This window comes from Janthinobacterium sp. J1-1, assembly GCF_030944405.1.
Taxonomy (GTDB): Bacteria; Pseudomonadota; Gammaproteobacteria; order Burkholderiales; family Burkholderiaceae_D; genus Janthinobacterium.
Map to the genome: position 1 here is coordinate 3399203 of NZ_CP132339.1, position 19424 is coordinate 3418626.

At 63.9% G+C, this 19424-nt stretch carries 19 protein-coding genes and 2 tRNA genes; 14 read left to right on the forward strand and 7 right to left on the reverse strand.

The window, feature by feature from the left end; translation table 11 throughout:
• Nucleotides 1-27 precede the first annotated feature (27 nt).
• From Q8L25_RS15500 to Q8L25_RS15525, 6 genes are all read left to right on the forward strand, one after another.
• Nucleotides 28-711 carry an RlmE family RNA methyltransferase gene (locus tag Q8L25_RS15500; RefSeq protein WP_308920201.1) on the forward strand — a complete coding sequence of 228 codons (684 nt, stop codon included), beginning with the start codon at nt 28-30 and terminating at the stop codon, nt 709-711.
• A gap of 200 nt (nt 712-911) precedes the next feature.
• Nucleotides 912-2792 carry an ATP-dependent zinc metalloprotease FtsH gene (ftsH, locus tag Q8L25_RS15505; protein ID WP_308920202.1) on the forward strand — a complete coding sequence of 627 codons (1881 nt, stop codon included), beginning with the start codon at nt 912-914 and terminating at the stop codon, nt 2790-2792.
• 100 nt (nt 2793-2892) lie between these two features.
• Entirely contained in the window at nt 2893-3738 is an 846-nt protein-coding gene (gene folP / locus Q8L25_RS15510; RefSeq protein WP_308920203.1) for a dihydropteroate synthase, read from the forward strand.
• Nucleotides 3739-3775: 37 nt separating this feature from the next.
• Nucleotides 3776-5113, forward strand: a complete 1338-nt coding sequence (gene glmM, locus Q8L25_RS15515; RefSeq protein WP_308920204.1) for a phosphoglucosamine mutase — start codon at nt 3776-3778, stop codon at nt 5111-5113.
• A gap of 93 nt (nt 5114-5206) precedes the next feature.
• Nucleotides 5207-5283 (forward strand) — tRNA-Pro (locus tag Q8L25_RS15520).
• Nucleotides 5284-5380: 97 nt separating this feature from the next.
• Nucleotides 5381-5455, forward strand: a tRNA-Arg gene (locus tag Q8L25_RS15525).
• Nucleotides 5456-5505: 50 nt separating this feature from the next.
• Here the strand turns inward: Q8L25_RS15525 and Q8L25_RS15530 are convergent.
• Nucleotides 5506-6084, reverse strand: a complete 579-nt coding sequence (locus Q8L25_RS15530) for a GbsR/MarR family transcriptional regulator (RefSeq protein ID WP_308920205.1) — start codon at nt 6082-6084, stop codon at nt 5506-5508.
• 123 nt (nt 6085-6207) lie between these two features.
• Between Q8L25_RS15530 and cydD the strand changes: the two genes are divergently transcribed.
• Genes cydD through cydX form a run of 5 tightly spaced genes read left to right on the forward strand, consistent with a single transcriptional unit; the run spans nt 6208 to nt 12483 of the window.
• On the forward strand, nt 6208-7884 hold the full coding sequence (gene cydD, locus Q8L25_RS15535) for a thiol reductant ABC exporter subunit CydD (protein WP_308920206.1): 1677 nt from the start codon (nt 6208-6210) through the stop codon (nt 7882-7884).
• A complete protein-coding gene (locus tag Q8L25_RS15540; protein ID WP_308920207.1) occupies nt 7881-9557 on the forward strand; it encodes an ATP-binding cassette domain-containing protein in 1677 nt (558 codons plus the stop codon). Before cydD ends, Q8L25_RS15540 begins: the two co-directional genes overlap by 4 nt.
• 48 nt (nt 9558-9605) lie before the next feature.
• Nucleotides 9606-11180 (forward strand): cytochrome ubiquinol oxidase subunit I, encoded by a 1575-nt coding sequence (locus Q8L25_RS15545; RefSeq protein WP_308920208.1) that lies wholly within the window; start codon nt 9606-9608, stop codon nt 11178-11180.
• Between the two features lie 11 nt (nt 11181-11191).
• A complete protein-coding gene (gene cydB, locus Q8L25_RS15550) occupies nt 11192-12346 on the forward strand; it encodes a cytochrome d ubiquinol oxidase subunit II (protein ID WP_308920209.1) in 1155 nt (384 codons plus the stop codon).
• A gap of 23 nt (nt 12347-12369) precedes the next feature.
• Complete coding sequence (gene cydX, locus Q8L25_RS15555; RefSeq protein WP_308920210.1) at nt 12370-12483, forward strand: cytochrome bd-I oxidase subunit CydX; 114 nt, start codon at nt 12370-12372, stop codon at nt 12481-12483.
• Nucleotides 12484-12503: 20 nt separating this feature from the next.
• Here the strand turns inward: cydX and Q8L25_RS15560 are convergent, their stop codons facing one another.
• Entirely contained in the window at nt 12504-12716 is a 213-nt protein-coding gene (locus tag Q8L25_RS15560) for a hypothetical protein (RefSeq protein ID WP_308920211.1), read from the reverse strand.
• Between the two features lie 131 nt (nt 12717-12847).
• Between Q8L25_RS15560 and Q8L25_RS15565 the strand changes: the two genes are divergently transcribed.
• Nucleotides 12848-13573, forward strand: a complete 726-nt coding sequence (locus Q8L25_RS15565; RefSeq protein ID WP_308920212.1) for a hypothetical protein — start codon at nt 12848-12850, stop codon at nt 13571-13573.
• Here Q8L25_RS15565 and Q8L25_RS15570 read toward each other — a convergent pair whose 3' ends face one another.
• Entirely contained in the window at nt 13574-14140 is a 567-nt protein-coding gene (locus Q8L25_RS15570) for a methylated-DNA--[protein]-cysteine S-methyltransferase (RefSeq protein WP_308920213.1), read from the reverse strand.
• Between the two features lie 79 nt (nt 14141-14219).
• Between Q8L25_RS15570 and Q8L25_RS15575 the strand changes: the two genes are divergently transcribed.
• Nucleotides 14220-14972, forward strand: coding sequence for a nucleotidyltransferase domain-containing protein (locus Q8L25_RS15575; RefSeq protein ID WP_308920214.1), 753 nt, complete (start codon nt 14220-14222; stop codon nt 14970-14972).
• Here the strand turns inward: Q8L25_RS15575 and Q8L25_RS15580 are convergent.
• Complete coding sequence (locus Q8L25_RS15580) at nt 14969-17206, reverse strand: TonB-dependent siderophore receptor (protein ID WP_308920215.1); 2238 nt, start codon at nt 17204-17206, stop codon at nt 14969-14971. The two genes, Q8L25_RS15575 and Q8L25_RS15580, sit on opposite strands and share 4 nt — an antisense overlap.
• A 344-nt stretch (nt 17207-17550) precedes the next feature.
• Here Q8L25_RS15580 and Q8L25_RS15585 point away from each other — a divergent pair, with 344 nt between their 5' ends.
• Nucleotides 17551-18387 carry a hypothetical protein gene (locus Q8L25_RS15585; protein WP_308920216.1) on the forward strand — a complete coding sequence of 279 codons (837 nt, stop codon included), beginning with the start codon at nt 17551-17553 and terminating at the stop codon, nt 18385-18387.
• A gap of 4 nt (nt 18388-18391) precedes the next feature.
• Here Q8L25_RS15585 and Q8L25_RS15590 read toward each other — a convergent pair whose 3' ends face one another.
• From Q8L25_RS15590 to Q8L25_RS15600, 3 genes are all read right to left on the reverse strand, one after another.
• Entirely contained in the window at nt 18392-18790 is a 399-nt protein-coding gene (locus tag Q8L25_RS15590) for a hemerythrin family protein (protein ID WP_308920217.1), read from the reverse strand.
• 128 nt (nt 18791-18918) lie between these two features.
• Nucleotides 18919-19071 carry a hypothetical protein gene (locus tag Q8L25_RS15595; RefSeq protein ID WP_308920218.1) on the reverse strand — a complete coding sequence of 51 codons (153 nt, stop codon included), beginning with the start codon at nt 19069-19071 and terminating at the stop codon, nt 18919-18921.
• A gap of 145 nt (nt 19072-19216) precedes the next feature.
• Entirely contained in the window at nt 19217-19402 is a 186-nt protein-coding gene (locus Q8L25_RS15600; RefSeq protein WP_308920219.1) for a hypothetical protein, read from the reverse strand.
• Nucleotides 19403-19424 lie beyond the last annotated feature (22 nt).

The following is a 19424-nucleotide window of genomic DNA, read 5'->3' on the forward strand; positions in this document are numbered from 1 at the left end:
TTCCCTTAAAAGCAGTATTCTACGCGAATGGCAAAGAAGAAATTAAACAAAAACTGGTTGCACGACCACATTAATGACCCTTATGTGAAGTTGGCGCAAAAAGAGGGCTACCGTGCCCGGGCCGCATACAAGCTCAAGGAAATCGATGAAGACGAGAAACTGATCAAGCCTGGCCAGGTGATTGTCGACCTCGGTTGTACCCCTGGCAGCTGGGCGCAATACACGCGCCGCAAGCTGGCCGGCAAGGATGGCGGCGGCGTCAATGGTACCCTGATCGGCCTCGACATGCTGGAGATGGAGCCGATCGCCGACTTCCATTTCATCCAGGGCGACTTCCGCGAAGCGCGCGTGCTGCGCCAGCTGGAGGTGGTGTTGCAAGGACGCAAAGTGGACCTGGTGCTGTCGGACATGGCGCCGAATCTGTCGGGCATCGCCACGGCGGACGCCGCGCGCATGGAACATCTGGTCGACCTGGCCATCGAATTTTCTCAGCTGCATTTGAAACCTTCCGGCGTGTTGCTGGTCAAGTGCTTCAAGGACATGGGTTTCAGCCAGATCGTGGAAAAATTCCGTGCTGAATTCAAGGTCGTGGTGCAAAAGAAACCAAAGGCCAGTCGCGACAAGTCGTCGGAAATCTTCCTGATGGGCCGGGGTATCAAGAATCCCCTGAAAAATGCCGTTGAAGAAGACGATTCCGCTCTTGATATTTAAGTCGGAATCCGCACATGGGAACGAGAAGTGCGGCAGTGGTGGTGGCCTATGGGCCTAAATTGTTTATACTGCACTTCTTGACGTGGGCGCTGGTATTTGGCGCACACGGATAGTCAGGCTTTGGCACGGCCTGCTTATTGCGAGTAAAATCGTGTTTCTAGCTATAGCAAAAAGATGCGCACTGCATCCAAGGAGTCTTCGTGAATAACATGTTTTCCAAATCTGCCATCTGGGTCGTCGTACTGCTGCTGCTGTTCATGCTGTTCAAGCAGTTCGATAGCCATGGCGCCACGGGCGGCAGCAAGGCCATCGCTTATTCCGATTTGCTGGATGAGGTCAAAGCCAAGCGCGTCAAGGATGTCGTGATCGAAGGTTCGTCGATCACCGCCAAGCTGATGGACGATACCAAGGTGCGCACCACTGCCACCAGCCTCGACAAGGGCCTGATCGGCGACCTGCGCGACAACGGCGTGCACTTCGACGTGCGTCCGCCCGAGGAACCATCGTTCCTGCAATCGATTTTTGTCTCCTGGTTCCCGATGCTGCTGTTGATCGGCGTCTGGGTCTTCTTCATGCGCCAGATGCAGGGCGGCGGCAAGGGCGGGGCTTTCTCGTTCGGCAAGTCGAAAGCCCGCATGATGGATGAAGCGAGCAACACCGTCACCTTCGCCGACGTCGCCGGTTGCGACGAAGCGAAGGAAGAAGTCAACGAAGTGGTCGACTTCCTCAAGGATCCGAGCAAGTTCCAGAAACTGGGCGGCCGCATTCCGCGCGGCGTGCTGATGGTCGGTCCTCCGGGCACGGGTAAAACCCTGCTGGCGCGCGCGATTGCCGGCGAAGCCAAGGTGCCGTTCTTCTCGATCTCCGGTTCGGACTTCGTTGAAATGTTTGTCGGCGTCGGCGCCAGCCGTGTACGCGACATGTTTGAAAACGCCAAGAAACACTCGCCGTGCATCATCTTTATCGACGAGATCGACGCGGTCGGTCGTCACCGTGGCGCCGGCACCGGCGGCGGCAATGACGAACGCGAACAGACCCTGAACCAGTTGCTGGTCGAGATGGACGGTTTTGAGGCGAACTCCGGCGTGATCGTCGTGGCCGCCACCAACCGCGCCGACGTGCTTGATAAAGCGCTGCTGCGCCCGGGTCGTTTCGACCGCCAGGTCTCGGTCGGCTTGCCGGACATCCGCGGCCGTGAACAGATCCTCAATGTGCACATGCGCAAAGTGCCTATCGGCACCGATGTCAAGGCCGATATCCTGGCCCGCGGCACGCCTGGCTTCTCGGGCGCGGATCTGGCCAACCTGGTCAACGAAGCGGCCCTGTTCGCCGCGCGCCGCAGCAAGCGCCTGGTGGAAATGTCGGATTTCGAAGACGCGAAAGACAAGATCTACATGGGTCCCGAGCGCAAGTCGATGATCATCCGCGAGGAAGAGCGCCGCAATACGGCGTATCACGAGTCCGGTCACGCAGTCGTCGCCAAGTTGCTGCCGAAAGCCGACCCGGTCCATAAAGTGACGATCATGCCGCGCGGCTGGGCCCTGGGCCTGACCTGGCAGTTGCCGGAACACGACAATCTGTCCGCCTACAAGGACAAGATGCTGGAAGAAATTTCCATCCTGTTCGGCGGACGTATCGCGGAAGAGATTTTCGTCGGCCAGATGTCGACCGGCGCCTCGAACGACTTCTCGCGCGCCACCAAGCTGGCCCGCTCGATGGTGACCCGCTTCGGCATGTCCGACAGCATGGGCGTGATGGTCTACGAGGACAGCGAAAACGAAGGTTTCTTCGGTGGCGCCACCAAGACGATCTCGGAAGCGACCCAGCAAAAGGTCGACGCCGAAATCCGCAGCATTCTCGACACGCAATATGCACTGTCGCGCAAGCTCCTGGAAAGCAACCGTGACAAGGTCGAAATGATGACCAAGGCTCTGCTGGAATGGGAAACCATCGATGCCGAGCAGATCAACGACATCATGGCCGGCCTCGAGCCGCGTCCGCCAAAAGTCATTCCACCACGCCGCAATGCGGGTGACAGTGGCGCCGGCGGCATCTCGCCGAACGTGACGGCACCAGCCTGATTGTGACAGCCTGTTAAAAGGCGGCAATGGCAGGAAAGGGTAAGGAGCAATCCTTGCCCTTTTTCGTTACAACTCCACATCCTCCACCCTTCAAAGTTACATGCGACAGTATTTACAATTTGGCCGCTGCGGCTTCCAGCTGCAGGAGCAGGCGCCGGGCGGCAACGCGCTGGTGATGGGCATCCTGAACATCACGCCCGATTCTTTTTCCGACGCCGGCAAGTTCCAGCACCTGGAGTTTGCCCTGTCGCGCGCCGAGCAGATGATACTGGATGGTGCCGACATCCTCGATATCGGCGGCGAATCGAGCCGTCCCGGCGCGCCACCGGTGTCGCTGGCCGACGAATTGCAGCGCGTGATGCCGGTGCTGTATGCGCTGCGCGACTGCGGCAAGCCCTTGTCGGTCGACACCTGGAAGCCGGAAGTGATGCGCGAAGCGATCCTGGCCGGCGCCGACATGATCAACGATATCAATGGCTTCCGCGCGCCGGGCGCCATCGAGGCCGTGAAGGACAGCGACTGCGCGCTGTGCATCATGCACATGCAAAGCGTGCCCGAAACCATGCAGGACCGGCCCCAGTACGACGACGTGGTGCGCGAAGTCATCGAGTTCCTGCGCCAGCGGGTCGACACCATGCTGGCTGCCGGCATCGACCGCGAGCGCCTGTGCATCGACCCTGGCTTTGGTTTTGGCAAGACGGTCGAGCAGAATTACGCGCTGCTGCGGGCAACCAGGCAGTTGCGAAGCGAACTGGGCTTGCCGGTACTGGCGGGCCTGTCGCGCAAATCGATGATCGGGGCCGTCACCGGCCGTCCGGTCGAACAGCGGCTGGCGGGCAGCATTGCCGGCGCCATAGCCGCAGTCGCACATGGCGCGCAAATCGTGCGCGTACATGATGTGGCAGAAACCGTCGATGCGCTGAAGATCTGGCGCATGGCACATTGATCTTGTAAAATTTGCTATAAACATAAAAGAGAAGAATATGACACGCAAGTATTTTGGTACCGATGGCATCCGCGGCCTGGTGGGCACGGCTCCGATCACCCCCGACTTTGTCATGCGCCTGGGCTACGCGGCCGGCAAGGTGCTGGTCAAGGCACAAAACAGCAAGGTGCATCCAACCGTGCTGATCGGCAAGGACACGCGCATTTCCGGCTATATGCTGGAAGCGGCGCTCGAGGCGGGCCTGGCGGCGGCCGGCGTCGACGTGATGCTGGCCGGCCCCGTGCCCACGCCGGCGATCGCCTACCTGACGCGCGCGCTGCGCCTGACGGCCGGCGTGGTGATCTCCGCCTCGCACAATCCCTACCATGACAATGGCATCAAATTCTTTTCCGGCCAGGGCACCAAGCTGCCCGACAGCCTGGAGCAGGAAATCGAAGCGGCTCTGGACCAGCCGATGGATTGCGTGCCGTCCGAAAAACTGGGCCGCGCCAAGCGCCTGGACGACGCCTCGGGCCGCTATATCGAGTTTTGCAAGAGCACTTTCCCGAACGAGCTCGACCTGCATGGCCTGAAGATCGTCGTCGATTGCGCGCATGGGGCCGCCTATCAGATCGCGCCCCACGTATTCCATGAACTGGGCGCCGAAGTCATCGCCATCGGCAACAAGCCGGACGGCTTCAATATCAACGCCGGCTTCGGCGCCACCGCCACCAAGGCGATGGCCGCGGCCGTCGTCGAGCATGGCGCCGACCTGGGCATCGCGCTCGACGGCGACGCCGACCGTTTGATCATGTGCGACGCCACCGGCCGCCTGTATAACGGCGACGAGCTGCTGTACGTGATGGTCAAGGACCGCCTGGCCACCGGCCCGGTGGCGGGCGCCGTCGGCACGCTGATGACCAATATGGCGCTCGAAGTGCTGTTCAAGGAGCGGGGCATCGGTTTTGCGCGCGCCAAGGTGGGCGACCGCTACGTGCTGGAAGTCATGAAAGAGAAGGGCTGGCTCCTGGGCGGCGAAGGTTCCGGTCATTTGCTGTGCCTGGACAAGCACACCACCGGCGACGGCATTGTGTCGGCGCTGCAAGTGCTGTCGGCGCTCAAGCGCAGCGGCCAGAGCCTGCAACAGTGCTTGAGCGAACTGGTGCTGTTCCCGCAAACCCTGATCAATGTACGCGTGGCGCCCGGCACCGACTGGAAGCAGAACGCCGCCATGGTGGCCGAGACCGCCAAGGTGGAAGCCGAGCTGGGCGACACCGGCCGCGTGCTGATCCGCGCGTCCGGCACGGAACCGCTGATACGCGTGATGGTTGAAGCGAAGGATGCGGTCAAGGCCGAAAGCATGGCCAAACGCATCGCCGACAAGCTCGCGGCGTAATTGCTCGCGCCAGAGGGGAGATCGATAGTTATTTCCATCTATTTCGCCTCTGGCAATTGACGAAATTGTTGCCAGGCTTTATTATCTTGTCTTCGGAGTGTGGCGCAGCCCGGTAGCGCACCTGGTTTGGGACCAGGGGGTCCAAGGTTCGAATCCTTGTACTCCGACCAAAGTCATAAAACGGGCTGTCAGAAATGACAGCCCGTTTTTCATTGCAGGCAGGGATAGGCAATCCTGCCTTTGCATCAGTTAAAATACTGCACCTCTCCGCCCATCGTTCAACGGATAGGACAACGGTCTTCTAAACCGTGAATGGGGGTTCGATTCCCTCTGGGCGGACCAGCGATCGCTGGCCCTCGATGCGCTCGCGCATCCGCATAGATTCTCAGCCTCTACTCTTCTTCTTTCTTGTTCCCCGCGCCAAACAGGCGATCCTTGGCATTCAACAGCTTTTGTACCTTGGCGCCCATCTTCATCAGCTGCGCCATCGATTCGGGCGACAGCCGCTGCAGGTCGTCGAACCAGGTATTGGCCAGGTCGACCAGCTCATACATTTCGCGCATGCGCTCCTGCGCATACTTGTCGCCCGGCTCATTGGCCGGCGCCATCAGCGATTCGCGCAGCACCGTCAGGGTGGGCGCCACTTCGCGGCGGCGCCGTTCGGCCGCCACCACCCGGAAAATCTGCCACACGTCGCCCAGCGACGAGAAATACTCGCGCCGGTCGCCGGGAATGCGCGTCAGCCGTATCAGGCCCCAGCCCTGCAATTCCTTCAGGCCGATGCTGACGTTCGAGCGCGAAAAACTCAGGTGCTCGGCGATTTCATCGGCATGCAGCGGCTGCTCCGACACGAACAGCAGGGCATACACCTGGCCCACCGTGCGGTTGAAGCCCCAGCGGCTGCCCATCTCGCCGAAATGGCTGACGAAGGTCAGGATCAGCGGCGTCATTTCAATATTGTGAGTTTTCATAATTATCTGGAAGTTTTGCACTCGATTGATGGCAGGTCAATTGATATCTGTCACGTTTCGCAGTATTATACAAAAAATCGAATTTACAGAAATCTCTGAAAACTCAAGAAATACGAATAAAACATGAACGCCATGCCTCCTGTCTTGCCACGCTTTGTCCTTCCCCGTCTCGCCAGCCTGGTACAGGGCGGTGCCGCATTGCTGTGGTTGCCGCAGGCGGCCTTGCTGGCCTCGGCCATTGTGGCGATGACGGCGGGTGCCGGCTGGCGCGCCGCGCTGCCGCCGGCCGCCGGCGTTCTGCTGTTGGGCCTGCTGCGCGCCGCCGGCGAAGCGTGGGGCGCGCGCGCCATGTATGCGGCCGCGCGTGCGCATTTGTCCACGCTGCGCGCGCAAGTGGCGCTGGTCCTGGCGCGGCGCTCGCCGCTGGACCGCCAGCGTGCCCAGTCGGGCCAGGCCGCCAGCGTGATCGCCGAGCAGGCCGAAGCCATCGTGCCCTACCTTGTGCGCTACCAGCCCACGCGCTGGAAAGTGCTGCTGGTGCCGCTGGTGATCCTGGCCGCCATCGCGCCGCTGTCGTGGCTGGCCGCCCTGATCCTGCTGGTCGCCGCGCCGCTGATACCGCTCTTCATGGCGCTGGTGGGCATGGGCGCGCAGGCGGCCAGCCGTGCGCAGATGGTGGAAATGGGCGGCATGAACGCCTTTCTGCTGGACCGGCTGCGCGGCCTGGCCACCCTGCGCGCGCTGGGCGCCGTCGACGCCACCGCCGAACGGCTGGACGCCAGCGCGCAATCCGTGCGCCGGCGCACCATGGCCGTGCTGCGCATCGCCTTTCTGTCGTCGGCCGTGCTGGAACTGTTTTCCGCGCTGGGCGTGGCGATGGTGGCGGCATATATCGGTTTTTCGCTGCTGGGCACGTTCAACTTCGGCAGCTGGGGCGGCAAGCTCACCTTGGGCCAGGGCATGTTCATCCTGCTGCTGGCGCCGGCCTTTTTCGAGCCGCTGCGCGAACTGGCCGCCGTCTGGCACGACAAGGCGGCCGGCGAGGCGGGCCTGGCCGCTCTGGCCGACCTGGCCGAGGGCGGCCTGGCCATGCCTGGCCATGGCGCGGCAGACGCCATTGAAACCGCCCTCGAACACGCCGCGCCGCCTGCCGTGCACCTGCAGCAGCTGCAGTTTGCCCATGCCGGCGAAGCGCCGCTGTTCGACGGTCTCGACTTGCAGGTGCGTCCTGGCGAACACCTGGCCCTGCTGGGCGCCAGCGGCGCCGGCAAGTCCACCTTGTTGTCGCTGATCGCCGGCTTGCTGCCGGCCGATGGCGGCGCCATCCGGATTGCCGATGTGGTGCTGGACGATGCCACGGTTGCCGGCCTGCGCCGGCGCATGGCCTGGATGGGCCAGCGGCCGCACGTGTTTGCCGCCTCCGTCAGCCAGAACGTGACTTTGGGCCGCGCCGAGGCGGATGCCGGCCGCGTCGGCGCCGCACTGCATCTGGCCGAACTGGCCGGCGTATCCCAGGCGCAGCCTGGTGTCATGCTCGGCGATGGCGCGCAGGGCCTGTCCGGCGGCGAAGCCGTGCGCCTGGCGCTGGCCCGCGTGGCGATCCATCCGCACGCCGACCTGCTGCTGGTCGACGAGCCGACAGCCCACCTCGACAGCGAAACGGCGGCGCGCGTCACCGATGCGCTGCTGATGCTGGCCAAAGGCAAAACCATGATCGTCGCCACCCATGACCCGGTGCTGGCGGCGCGCCTGTCGCGCCGCGTGCTGCTGGGCGTGCAAACCCGGGAGCTGCAGGCATGAAAACCACCTTGTTACGTCATCCCCTGTTGCGCCAGCTGTTGCTGGGCCAGCCGCGCAAAATGCTGCTGGGCGCCGCGCTGTCGGCCCTGACGGTGGTGGCCGGCATGGCGCTGCTGGGCCTGTCCGGCTGGTTCATCACCGCCACCTCGATCGCGGGCCTGGCCAGCAGCACCGCGCTGGCGTTCGATGTATTTGCACCCTCGGCCGGCATCCGCCTGCTGGCGATCGGCCGTACCGGCACCCGCTATGCGGAGCGGCTGGTCACGCACGACGCCACGTTTGCCGCGCTGGCCGCCATCCGCGTGCACCTGTTTCGCCGCTGGTCGCTGCCCGCCGCCGGCAACCGCTTGCTGCGCCAGCCGGCCAGAATGCTGTTTCGCCTGACGGCCGATATCGACGCGCTGGAAGCCTTGTACCTGCGCCTGCTGGTGCCGGTGTGCACGGCCGTGTGCGCGGCCCTGCTGGCCGGCCTGGCGCTGGCCTTTCTCGACCTCGCCCTGGGCGTGGTGTTTGCCGCCTGGCTATTGACCAGCGGCGGCGCCATCGCCTGGCTGGTGCTGCGCCGCGCGCGCCGCCATGCCGCCCAGCGGTCGCGCGGCGTGGAAAAATTGCGTTCGGGCGCGATCGACCTGGTGGCCGGCCAGACCGACCTGGTGATGGCCGGGCGTGTCGCCGCGCAATGCCAGGCCCTGGCGCAGATCGACCAGTCGCTGGCGGCCACCGATATCGCCCTGCAGCGCCTGGACGCCAACGCCGGCGCCGCCTATGGCGCGGTGGGCAGCCTGACCCTGGCCGGCGTGCTGCTGGCCGCGGCCGCCCTGGTCGAACAGCAACAGATCGGCGTGCCGGCCGCGGCGCTGGCGGTGCTGCTGGCCTTGACCGCGATGGAGCCGTTTGCCGGCCTGCGCCGTGGCGCGCTGGAAGCGGGGCGCATGCTGCTGGCGCTGCGCCGGCTCCATCCCCGCGCGGAAGACCAACCTATGCAATCGGCGCCGGCCACGGGTGGCTTGCACCTGGAGCAGGTCAGCGCCTGTCACACCGGCAGCCAGGCGGCCATCGTGCATGGCGTCAGCCTGGTGGTGGCGCCCGGCGAGAAAGTGGCGCTGATCGGCCCCAGCGGCGCCGGCAAGTCGACCTTGCTGGCCCTGGCCGCGCGCGAAATCGCGCCCCTGTCCGGCACCGTCAGCGGGCCGCGCGCTTGCCTGTTTACCCAAAGAACCGAGCTGTTCCAGGATAGCCTGCGCGACAACCTGCGCCTGGCCGACCCCGTCGCCGACGATGCGCGCCTGTGGCACGCCTTGCAGGCGGCGGGCCTGGCGCAGGAAGTGCGCGCGCTGGCCCAGGGCCTCGACACGCCGCTGGGCGAGGGCGGCCTGGGCCTGTCGGGCGGCCAGTCGCGCCGCCTGGCGCTGGCACGGCTGTTCCTGCACGACGCGCCTTTGTGGCTGCTCGATGAAGCCACCGAGGCGCTCAATGCCGACACGGCCGGCGACGTGCTGCGGCGTTTGCGCGAGGAAAGCAGGGGCCGCAGCCTGCTGATCGCCACCCATTTGCGGCGCGAGGCGCAACTGGCGGACCGGCTGCTGACGCTGCGCCATGGCCGCATCGTCGGCGATGTGCGGCGCGGCACCCCCGAATTTGACCAGGCACTGCGCGGTTTGCGGGCCGATTGACCGTTTTGTAGCACCGCTGTATTCACTTAGGAAACAAACAGGAACATCATGGACCTCGATATTGTTGCATTATCAAGACTGCAATTCGCGCTGACAGCGCTCTACCACTTCATTTTCATTCCGCTGACGATAGGCTTGTCAGTGATCCTCGCCATCATGGAAACCGTGTACGTGATGACGGGCCGCACCATCTGGCGCGACATGACCAAATTCTGGGGCGTGCTGTTCGGCATTAACTTCGCCATGGGCGTGGCCACCGGCATCGTGATGGAATTCCAGTTCGGCATGAACTGGAGCTACTACAGCCATTATGTGGGCGACATTTTCGGCGCGCCGCTGGCGATCGAAGGCTTGATGGCCTTCTTCCTGGAAGCGACTTTTGTCGGCATCTTCTTCTTTGGCTGGGATAAATTGTCCGCGCGCGGCCATCTGGCCACCACCTGGCTGGTCGCCATCGGGTCGAATTTCTCGGCCCTGTGGATCTTGATCGCCAACGGCTGGATGCAGAATCCGGTCGGCGCGGCCTTCAACCCGCAAACCATGCGCATGGAAGTGACCGACTTTGGCGCCGTGCTGACCAATCCGGTGGCGCAGGCCAAGTTCGTGCACACGGTGTCGGCCGGCTATACGGTGGCCGCCATCTTTGTGCTGGGCGTGTCGGCCTGGTACTTGCTCAAGGGGCGCCACGTGCAGCTGGCCAAGCGCTCGATGACGGTGGCCGCCGCCTTCGGCCTGGCGGCGTCACTGTCGGTGGCGGTGCTCGGCGATGAAAGCGGCTACCTGGCGTCCGAACACCAGAAGATGAAACTGGCCGCGATCGAAGCGATGTGGGAAACCGAACCGGCGCCAGCGGCGTTTACGGCCATCGGCTTTCCCGACGAGGCCGCGCGCGAGACGCATTACGCCCTGCATATCCCGATGGTGATGGGCCTGATCGGCACACGCTCCCTGAATACCGAAATTCCCGGCATCGCCCAGCTGGTCGAGCGCGGCGAGCTGCTGATACGCGACGGCATCAAGGCCTATGACGCACTGCAAACCATCCGCGCCGTGCCGCCCGGCGGCGTGGTGCCCGAAGCAGCGACGGCCATGTTCGAATCGAAAGGCCCGTCGCTCGGTTACGCCTTGCTGCTGAAACGCTATGTCGACGATCCGCGCCTGGCGACACCCGAACAGATCGCCCGGGCCGCGCGCGACACGGTGCCGCCGGTGGCGCCCTTGTTCTGGTCGTTCCGCGTGATGGTGGGCCTGGGCATGTTTTTCATCTTGCTGACAGGAACCTTCTTCGTACTGTCGGTGCGCCGCACCCTGGACGCCCACCGCTGGCTGCTGAAAGTGGCCGTGTTCGCCATCCCGCTGCCATGGGTGGCGGCTGAAGCGGGCTGGATCGTGGCCGAGCTGGGCCGCCAGCCCTGGGTCATCGAAGGCGTGCTGCCGACCGCCGTGGCGGTGTCGAACCTGGGCGTGACGACCTTGCTGATCACCATCGCCGGCTTTGCCGCCATCTATACGGTGCTGCTGGTAATCGAAATGAAGCTGATGCTGAAAACCATCCGCAAGGGACCGGACGAGCATGCGCCCGTCGCGCTGTCTGCCGCCCCCGCCACCGTACAACCTGCCTGAGGAGTCGCATCGTGATTTTGCATGAACTGATTTCGTATGAAACCCTGCGCCTGATCTGGTGGCTGCTGATCGGCGTGCTGCTGATCGGCTTTGCCGTCACCGACGGCTTTGACCTAGGCACCGGCATCTTGCTGCCGTTTGCCGGCAAGACCGACCTGGAACGGCGCATCATCATCAACAGCATCGGTCCCGTCTGGGAAGGCAACCAGGTGTGGCTGATCCTGGGCGGCGGCGCCATCTTTGCCGCCTGGCCGCAGCTGTATGCGGTCTCGTTCTCGGGCTTTTACCTGGCCATGTTCGTGATCCTGGTGGCGCTGATCCTGCGCCCGGTGGCCTTCAAATTCCGCAGCAAGCGCGAAGACGCCCGCTGGCGCGCGCGCTGGGATATCGCGCTGTTTATCGGCGGCTTCGTGCCGGCCCTGATCTTTGGCGTGGCGATGGGCAATGTGCTGCAGGGCGTGCCGTTCCGCTTTTCGGACGACATGCATATCTTTTACGAAGGCAGCTTCTTTGGCCTCTTGAACCCGTTTGCACTGCTGGCCGGCCTGGTGTCGGTGGCGATGCTGGTGATGCACGGCGCCACCTGGCTGCAGGTGAAAACCGAAGGTCCAGTCGCCGAACGGGCGCGCGCCTATGGCAGCGTGGCGGCGATCGCCACCGTGGTGCTGTACGCGGCTGCCGGCGTGGCGCTGTGGGCCATGGTCGATGGCTACCGCATCACCAGCGCGGTCAGCGTGGCCGGTCCGTCGAACCCGATGTTCAAGACGGCCGAAGTGGCGGCCGGCGCCTGGTTCGCCAACTATGCGGCCCATCCGTGGACCTGGGCCGCGCCCGTGCTGGGCCTGGCCTCGCCGCTGCTGGCGCTTGCCATGCTGCGCCTGCGCCGCGCCGTGCCGGCCCTGCTGGCCAGCGCGCTGGGGATTGCCGCCATCATCCTCAGCGTGGGCGCGTCGATGTTTCCATTGATCCTGCCGTCGTCGCTGGACCCGCGCGCCAGCCTGACGGTCTGGGATTCCTCGTCCAGCCACATGACCCTGTTCATCATGCTGGTGGCCACCACCATCTTTATTCCCCTGATCGTGGCCTACACCAGCTGGGTTTATAAAGTGTTGTGGGGCAAGGTCGATGGCCAGGCCATCGAAGACGGCTCCGGCCACGCTTACTAATCATTTACTGTAAAGGAATCATCATGTGGTATTTCGCCTGGATACTGGGCCTTCCGCTGGCGGCGATGTTCGCCGTGCTCAACGCAATGTGGTATGAAATGGTCGATGGCGATACGACGCCTGAAAAATATCGCTGACACTGCAAACAGTGCCGTCGCTATAACAGGATAAATTCGCCCCGGATGCGCAGTTTCATGCCGCGCGGTGCGTCGGCCCCGGCCGCTACCGCCCAGGCCGTCACCCATTGCGCGCAGCGCAGCCGCGCCTGCGGATTGTCATGCAGGCGCAGCCGTTCGAATGCCTGGTCCATGCGCATGGCCAGGTAGAGGGACTGTTCCATTGCATCGGCTTGTCTGCTGAAGTGGCGCATGGTGCTTCCTTTCATGACTGAACGGCTGCGGTGGGGAGTTTTCTGTTTCCTCCTCTATATACGCCGCCGCGGCCGCTTTGGATGCAGCGCAGTGCTACACTGCGCACCATTCTTTTGATTGGACCCGCATCATGACCACCACGCTTTCTTCCTTGCCCTACCGCGCCACTGCCGGCGAGGCCTGCAACTGGCTGCAAACGCAGACCGGCACGCCCTGGACCCTGGCGCGGCTGCTGGAAGAGGGGGGCTTGCCGTATGTGTGGATCGCGCATTCCGATGAATGGGCCGAGCTGTTCCACGATGGCGTGACACGCTATGCGGCACCGGTGGTGTTTATCGACGACAAGCGGCACCTGGCCGCCGGCGGCAGCGATGTATGGCTGCGTTTTACGCGCGATTCCGGCAACCTGGCGATTGCCCTGAAGGAGCCAGGCTTGCGCGCGTCCCTGGACGGCCTGCATTTCCAGGAACGCGACCTGCTGAAGCTGGTGAAGGAGTTGCTGGACCCCACGCCGGCCGAGCCTGAAAAGCCGCCGGTGATGGAAAGCCAGATCCTGAAAGGGCTGGAGCGCAACGAGATCCTGCAAGCGTTTGCCGGCGTGGGTGGCGGCAAGCTCAACCTGGAACAGGGCATGCTGAAAGGCGAGGGCGTGTTTGGCGACGATGGCGCGCGCGTGCGCAAGAATTCGCGCGGCGGCAAGAACAATTATCTATGGAATCCCGTCACCCTGGCCTTCGGCCTGCACGATGTGCACCGCGTGCCGATGCCGCATCTGAAAAAAGCGTTTGCCACCCAGCCGCTGTTGCGCCCCTGGAAAGCGGCCTGGCTGGAGTCGCTGGCCTTGCTGGGCGAGTAATCAGAAAAGGGTGCCCTGCGCCAGGTCGACCTGTCTGGCGCGCCGCGTGGCCAGCCCGGTTTTTTGCGCCTCTTGCTCGCTGGACAGGCCGATGCCTTCCAGCGCCAGCAGGGTTTGCTTGGCCTCCAGGCCACCCGCAAAGCCCGTCAGCGCGCCGGTGGCGCCGATCACCCGGTGGCAGGGCGCGATAATCGACACGGGATTCCTGCCATTGGCCGCACCCACCGCGCGCACGGCGGCCGGCCGGCCGATCTGGCGCGCGATCTCGCCATAGCTGCGCGTTTGGCCGAACGGGATCGTCAGCAGCGCCTGCCATACCTGCTTCTGGAAATCCGTGCCCAAAAAATCCAGCGGCACGTCAAACTGCTGGCGCGTGCCGGCAAAATACTCGCGCAATTGCTGCTGCGTTTGCAGCAGCACCGGATGCGCGCCGTCTTCGCGCAACTCGCCCAGGCGAACCCGGGTCGGCTTGTCGTCCTGCCACAAAATGGCCGCCAGCGCATCGCCGCGCGCCACCAGGGTCAGTTCGCCCACCGGTGAGGGCATAATCTTGTAGACACAGTGCATGGCCATTCCTTGTCAGCGACGATGGTGTCCAGTTTATCAGGAATAAAACCGGTGTAGCATGGCGGCAAGGAGGATGTCGATGGAAGCGATTGCAACTTACGAAACAATCCGCGCGCGGGCCATGCGGCTGGTGCAGGAACGTTATCCGGGCGCCGTGGCGGCGATCATCGGTGGCTCGTTCGCCACCGGCCGGCAGACGGCCACGTCCGATATTGACTTGCTATTGCTGTTCGACCATGTGGAAGCCGCCTGGCGCAGCACCATTGTGTACGAGGGGCAGACCGTCGAATTGTTTGCCCATGACCTGGGGACGTTCCGGTATTTTTGCGAGCAGATCGACGCGCCTGGCGGCAAGGTGCCGCTGGCGATGATGGTGATGGAAGGTGAAAATATTCTGGCCGCCAGCGCGCACCATGCCGGATTGCTGGCGCTGGCGCAAGCGAGCCATGCGGCCGGGCCGCCACCGCTCGATGCAGGGAACTTGCGGCAGCGCCGCTATGCGATTACCAACGCGCTGGAAGACCTGGTCGACAGTCGCCATCCCGGCGAAGCGATGGCGGTGGCCTGCGGCCTGTACGGCATGCTGGCCGACCTGCATCTGCGCGCGGCCGGCCAGTGGAGCGGCGGCGGCAAGCATCTGTTTCGCCGCCTGCAGGCTTACGATGCAGCCATCGCCGCGCAACTCGACAGTGCCCAGAGGTTATTGGCCAGCGACTTGCCGGCCGGCCAGCAAGCCTATGCGCAGGTAACTGGCGCGATACTGGCGCCGGCCGGCGGCCCTTTGCTGGAAGGCTATGATCTTCCGGCGCCGGCGCACTGGCGCAGCAGTTAGAACGTGGTGCGCAAGCTCAGGTTGACATTGTGCGGTTCGCCCCAGAACACGCTGTCATAAAAGCCCACGTTGCGGTAGTACTTTTTATCGAGCAGGTTGCTGACGTTCAGCTGCACCGTCGTCTTGGGCGTCACCGTATAGCTGGCCATCAGGTTGTACAGCGCATAGCCCGCTTGCGGAATGCGCGCCGTATAGTCGCGTGCCGGTGGCCGGCCGTACCAGGTTTCGCTGTAGGTGGCGCTTTGCGCGGTGGCGCTGCCGCCCACTTTCAGGCCTTGCCAGCGTCCTTCGAAGCGCCAGGCCGTCGACAAGCGCAGCAAATGGCGCGGCTGGTTCGGCACGGCGCGCTTGCCGTCGGCTTCCTCGGCCTTCAGGAAGGTATAGCCGCCGCTCGCTTCCCAGCCCGGCGCCAGCTGGCCCGAGAGATCGAATTCGATGCCCCTGGCGCTGATGCCCTCGCCATTGGCCACGTAGGCCGAACCGCCGCCCGGCAGCACAAAACCTTGCGGCACGGTGGTGTCGAGTTCGGCCAGGTTCTTCTTTTTCACTTTGAACACGGCCGCCGACGCGTTCAGCTTGCCGTCGAAAAATTCGCCTTTCACGCCCGCTTCGAGGTTGTCGCCCGTTTCCGGATCGAGGAAATGGTTGTTGCGGTCGCGGTTCGATTGCGGCGTGAACAGCTGGGTGTAGCTGGCATAGGCCGAGTATTGCGGGCTGATGTCGAACACCACCCCCACATATGGCGTGATTTCATTGCGCGTTTCGGAAAAATCGCTGCTGCCGGTGTAGACGCCGCTGGTGTTCCAGGCCCGCGTTTCGGTACGGTAGTTGCTGGTGCGCGCGCCGGCGATCACGTGCAGGGAATCGGCCAGGCTCAGGCGCGTGGCCACGTAGCCGCCGGCCAGGCGCGTCACGTCGCGCGTGTAGGAGCCGTCCGGCGTGAAGACCGGTTTGGGGATATTGCCGGTCCATGTGCGGTAATCGGGCACGGCGGCCGGGTACAGTATCGTCGCCTCGCCGCCCAGCGACTTCGAATTCGTATTGCCGCCATTCCAGCCAACGATGGCGGTGTGTCTGCGGCCCAGCAAGGAGAACGGGCCGCTGGCATACAGGTCATAATTGTCGGCCGTGCTCTTGCCTTCGCCCCAGGCGCCCGTCCACAGGCGCATGCCGGTGCCCGTTTGCGGATTCGGATAGCCGGCGCCGGCATAGGCCACCGTGGTGTTGTTGCTGCTTTCCGTGCGCGCATAGCCCAGGTGCAGCTTCCAGTTGCCGGGCAGATGCTGGTCCAGCGCGGCGAACAGCGTGTGCTGGTCGTTGGCCCAGGTGCTCCAGGGCGTGGTCAGGCTGGTGTTGCGCGGCAGGTTGGCCAGGCTGCCGTCCGCATTCCAGTAGGGCACGGCGCCCCAGGTGGCGCCGGTCGGCGTATTGTCCTGGAAGTCGATACCGGCCGTCAGCAGGGTGCCGGGGCGCAAGTCCGCTTCCAGCACGGCCATGCCGACCGTCTTGCGTTCGTGGTACATATCGAAATAGGAATCGCGCTCCTGCCAGGCGGCTGTGGCGCGGCCGCGCACGCTGCCATCCTGGCTGAACGGCGTGGAAATATCGGCTTCCACGCGGTGGTTGTCCCAGCGGCCCAGGCTGGCGCCGGCGCTGGCCTGGAAGGTTTTGGTGGGGCGCTTGCGTATCATGTTGATGGTGGCCGACGGGTCGCCCGTGCCGCCCATCAGGCCGTTGGCGCCGCGCACCACTTCCACCCTGTCATACAGCACCGTATCTTGCAGCGGCGAATTCGAACCGCGCGGCATGCCGTCGACCTGGATATTGTTGATGCTGAAACCGCGCGCATAAAAACTCGTGCGTTCGCTGTCCTGCTGGCCCACCTGGATGCCGGTGGTCAAGCCCAGCGCCTGGTCCAGGCGCACGGCGCCCAAGTCGTCGAGCAGCTCGCGCGTGATGATGCTGACCGACTGCGGCGTTTCGCGCAGCGACAATTCCATGCGCGTGGCGCTGCGCGCTGCGCCGCTGGTGTAGGACTGCGTGCCTTCGGTGGCTTGGGCCGCCTGGCCGGTGATGGTGATCGCTGGCAAGGTCGGGTCGGCCTCAAGCGTGGCCTCGGCCTCGGCCGCGTGCAGCGGCAGGCAGGCGCCGGCGGCCAGGCTCAGCAGGGTAAGGCGCAGCAGCCGGGGCAGCGGGCGCAGGGCGGGGCGGGGGGTACGGGCGTGTAAAGACATGATCATCCTGGATATTTTAGTTGTGGGTGTCCTATCGCTTCTGGCGCGAGGCGCAGTGGCTGGTGGGATGGCGTGTTGCCGGCCCGGTCTGGCTTGGATATCGAGACGGTGATGCACATTGCGTGAATGAGAATCATTATCAATATAAGTCTTATTGATTAAATGAGCAAGTATTTGCACCGCAACGGTGCATGCGGTGTTGCAAATCAGTCCATGGCCACCCATGCACATGACGCAAACGGTTCTGCGATAATGCAGACAGGATATTTGCCAGATGAAGGAATTGCATGCGTAGAAGAATCGGGATCGGGATCGGGATTGCCTGTGCCGGATGGCTGTGCGCCATGTCCCCTGGCCATGCGCAGGAAGCGCAGACGCCGCCGGCCGTGACGGTGCAGGAACAGCCGCCGCTGCCGCAGCAGCAGGAATTGCCGGCCACCCCCGCACCCGCCGCCCCGCCGGCGCAAGACGCCGCCCCGGCCGTACCCGCACCGGAACCCGTGGCGGCGGAATTGCTGGAGGTGACGCCGCAGTCCGTGACCGTGACGGCCAGCAATATGGCGGCGGCGCCGCGCGTGCGCTTCACGGCCTATCGCGACAGCTATCTGACGGCAAAAAAAGTGTGGCAGGTATCGCGCGGCAACGTGGTGATGGCCTTGCGGCTGATCCCGGCCAAGCTCAGCGCCACTATCGACGATGTGCGCGTGGCCCTGCAGGGCGATGGCGCGCCGGTGGCGATCAAGGTGGGCGAGGGCGGTGTCTTTATCGTGCCGATCAATGACGAGATCGCCGCCCAGGGCGGCAGTTTCCTGGTCAACAAGGGCAAGGGGGAATTGACGGCCAATATGGTGATCCAGCCCTCGGTGCCGCGCGACGCCTGGACGGTGGCGCGGGTGGCGCACGTCCTGCACGACGCCAGGCTGGCCGTGCACGCGATCACGCCATGGTACAAGCGCCTGTTTGCCAGCGAAGTGCAGTCGCTGGCCTTTTGCGCACCCGAGCGGGGCAGCGCCCTGCAACTGATGCAGGACCAGCAGCTGATCGCCACCCTGCCGATGAACGATGCCGCCGTCAACGACATCAACCAGCCTGTGTATTGCAAGATGTTCGATGGCGAAGACAAATATCCGGGCCATTACCGCCTGGTCATGCCCGAGCAGGCGACCGTGCTGATACTGTAAGGTGTCAGTTAGGCTGGCGCTGCACTAATTCCAGCGCCGCGGCCAGCGCCAGGTCCATCGTGGCCTGGTGAAACAGCAGCCATTGCGGCAGCAGGGTCAGCGCATGGCGGCCCTGTTCCACGTCGCCCTCGTCGACGGCGGCCCAGGCGTGGTGCAGGCCGCTGAGCACGCGCGCATGCTGCTCGCGGTGGTTGGCCAGCGATGGAAAGCCGATTGCCTCCATCAGGTCTTCTTCCTCGCGGAAGTCGCGTTCCACGGCCGCGATCAGCTCGCGAAAGCCCACGCTGAATTGCGGGTCGGCCAACTGCGCCAGCCGCGCCAGTTCGTCAAACAGCGCTTCGTGCGCCTCGTCGATGGCGGGAACGCCCAGCGCCATGTCCTGTTTCCATTGAGATGTCAACATGCCAGCTCCTGTGTCAGCCCACGGTCGGGCTGACCGGGCTGTTCCAGTGTGGGCGTGCTGAACGTGGAAATCCATGACCTGGATCAAAAGTTCGATGGGATCAAACGCAGACGATGGCCATCACGGCGTCATCGCTGTGGCCATTTCGACCACATGGCATGGGCATCGACATTCGGCGTCTGCAACACTTGCGCCAGCGAGGGACTGGACCGGTGCAGCATCACCGGCACCAGCATCAGGGACGAGAGGGCAAGGCAGGCCAGCACTTTGAGCGTCAACATGATCATCTCCCGGCAGGCCGGCGGCGGCGCGGGGATGCGGCGCCAGCCGGTTTGCGATGACATCATGCTTGCAGTTTAGGTCAGATGGCGATAAGTTCAACTTATTGCTGTGATGCACTGCACCAAGCCGTGGCCTGCCTTGCAGCTACTTTGCCTTGCGGCTCTTGCGCGGCTTGCCCGCCGCCGGCAGGAAGGAATCGAACCACACCTGCGTCAGCTGCCGCGTGTTCTTTGCCGCTTCACGCTTGATGGCGGCCGTCGCATGGCCGCGCGCCGTGTTGGCGACGCGGTTGGCGGCGCTCAGGTACATGCTCATCCAGGGGTTTTTCATGGCACACCTCACAGTGGAAAGA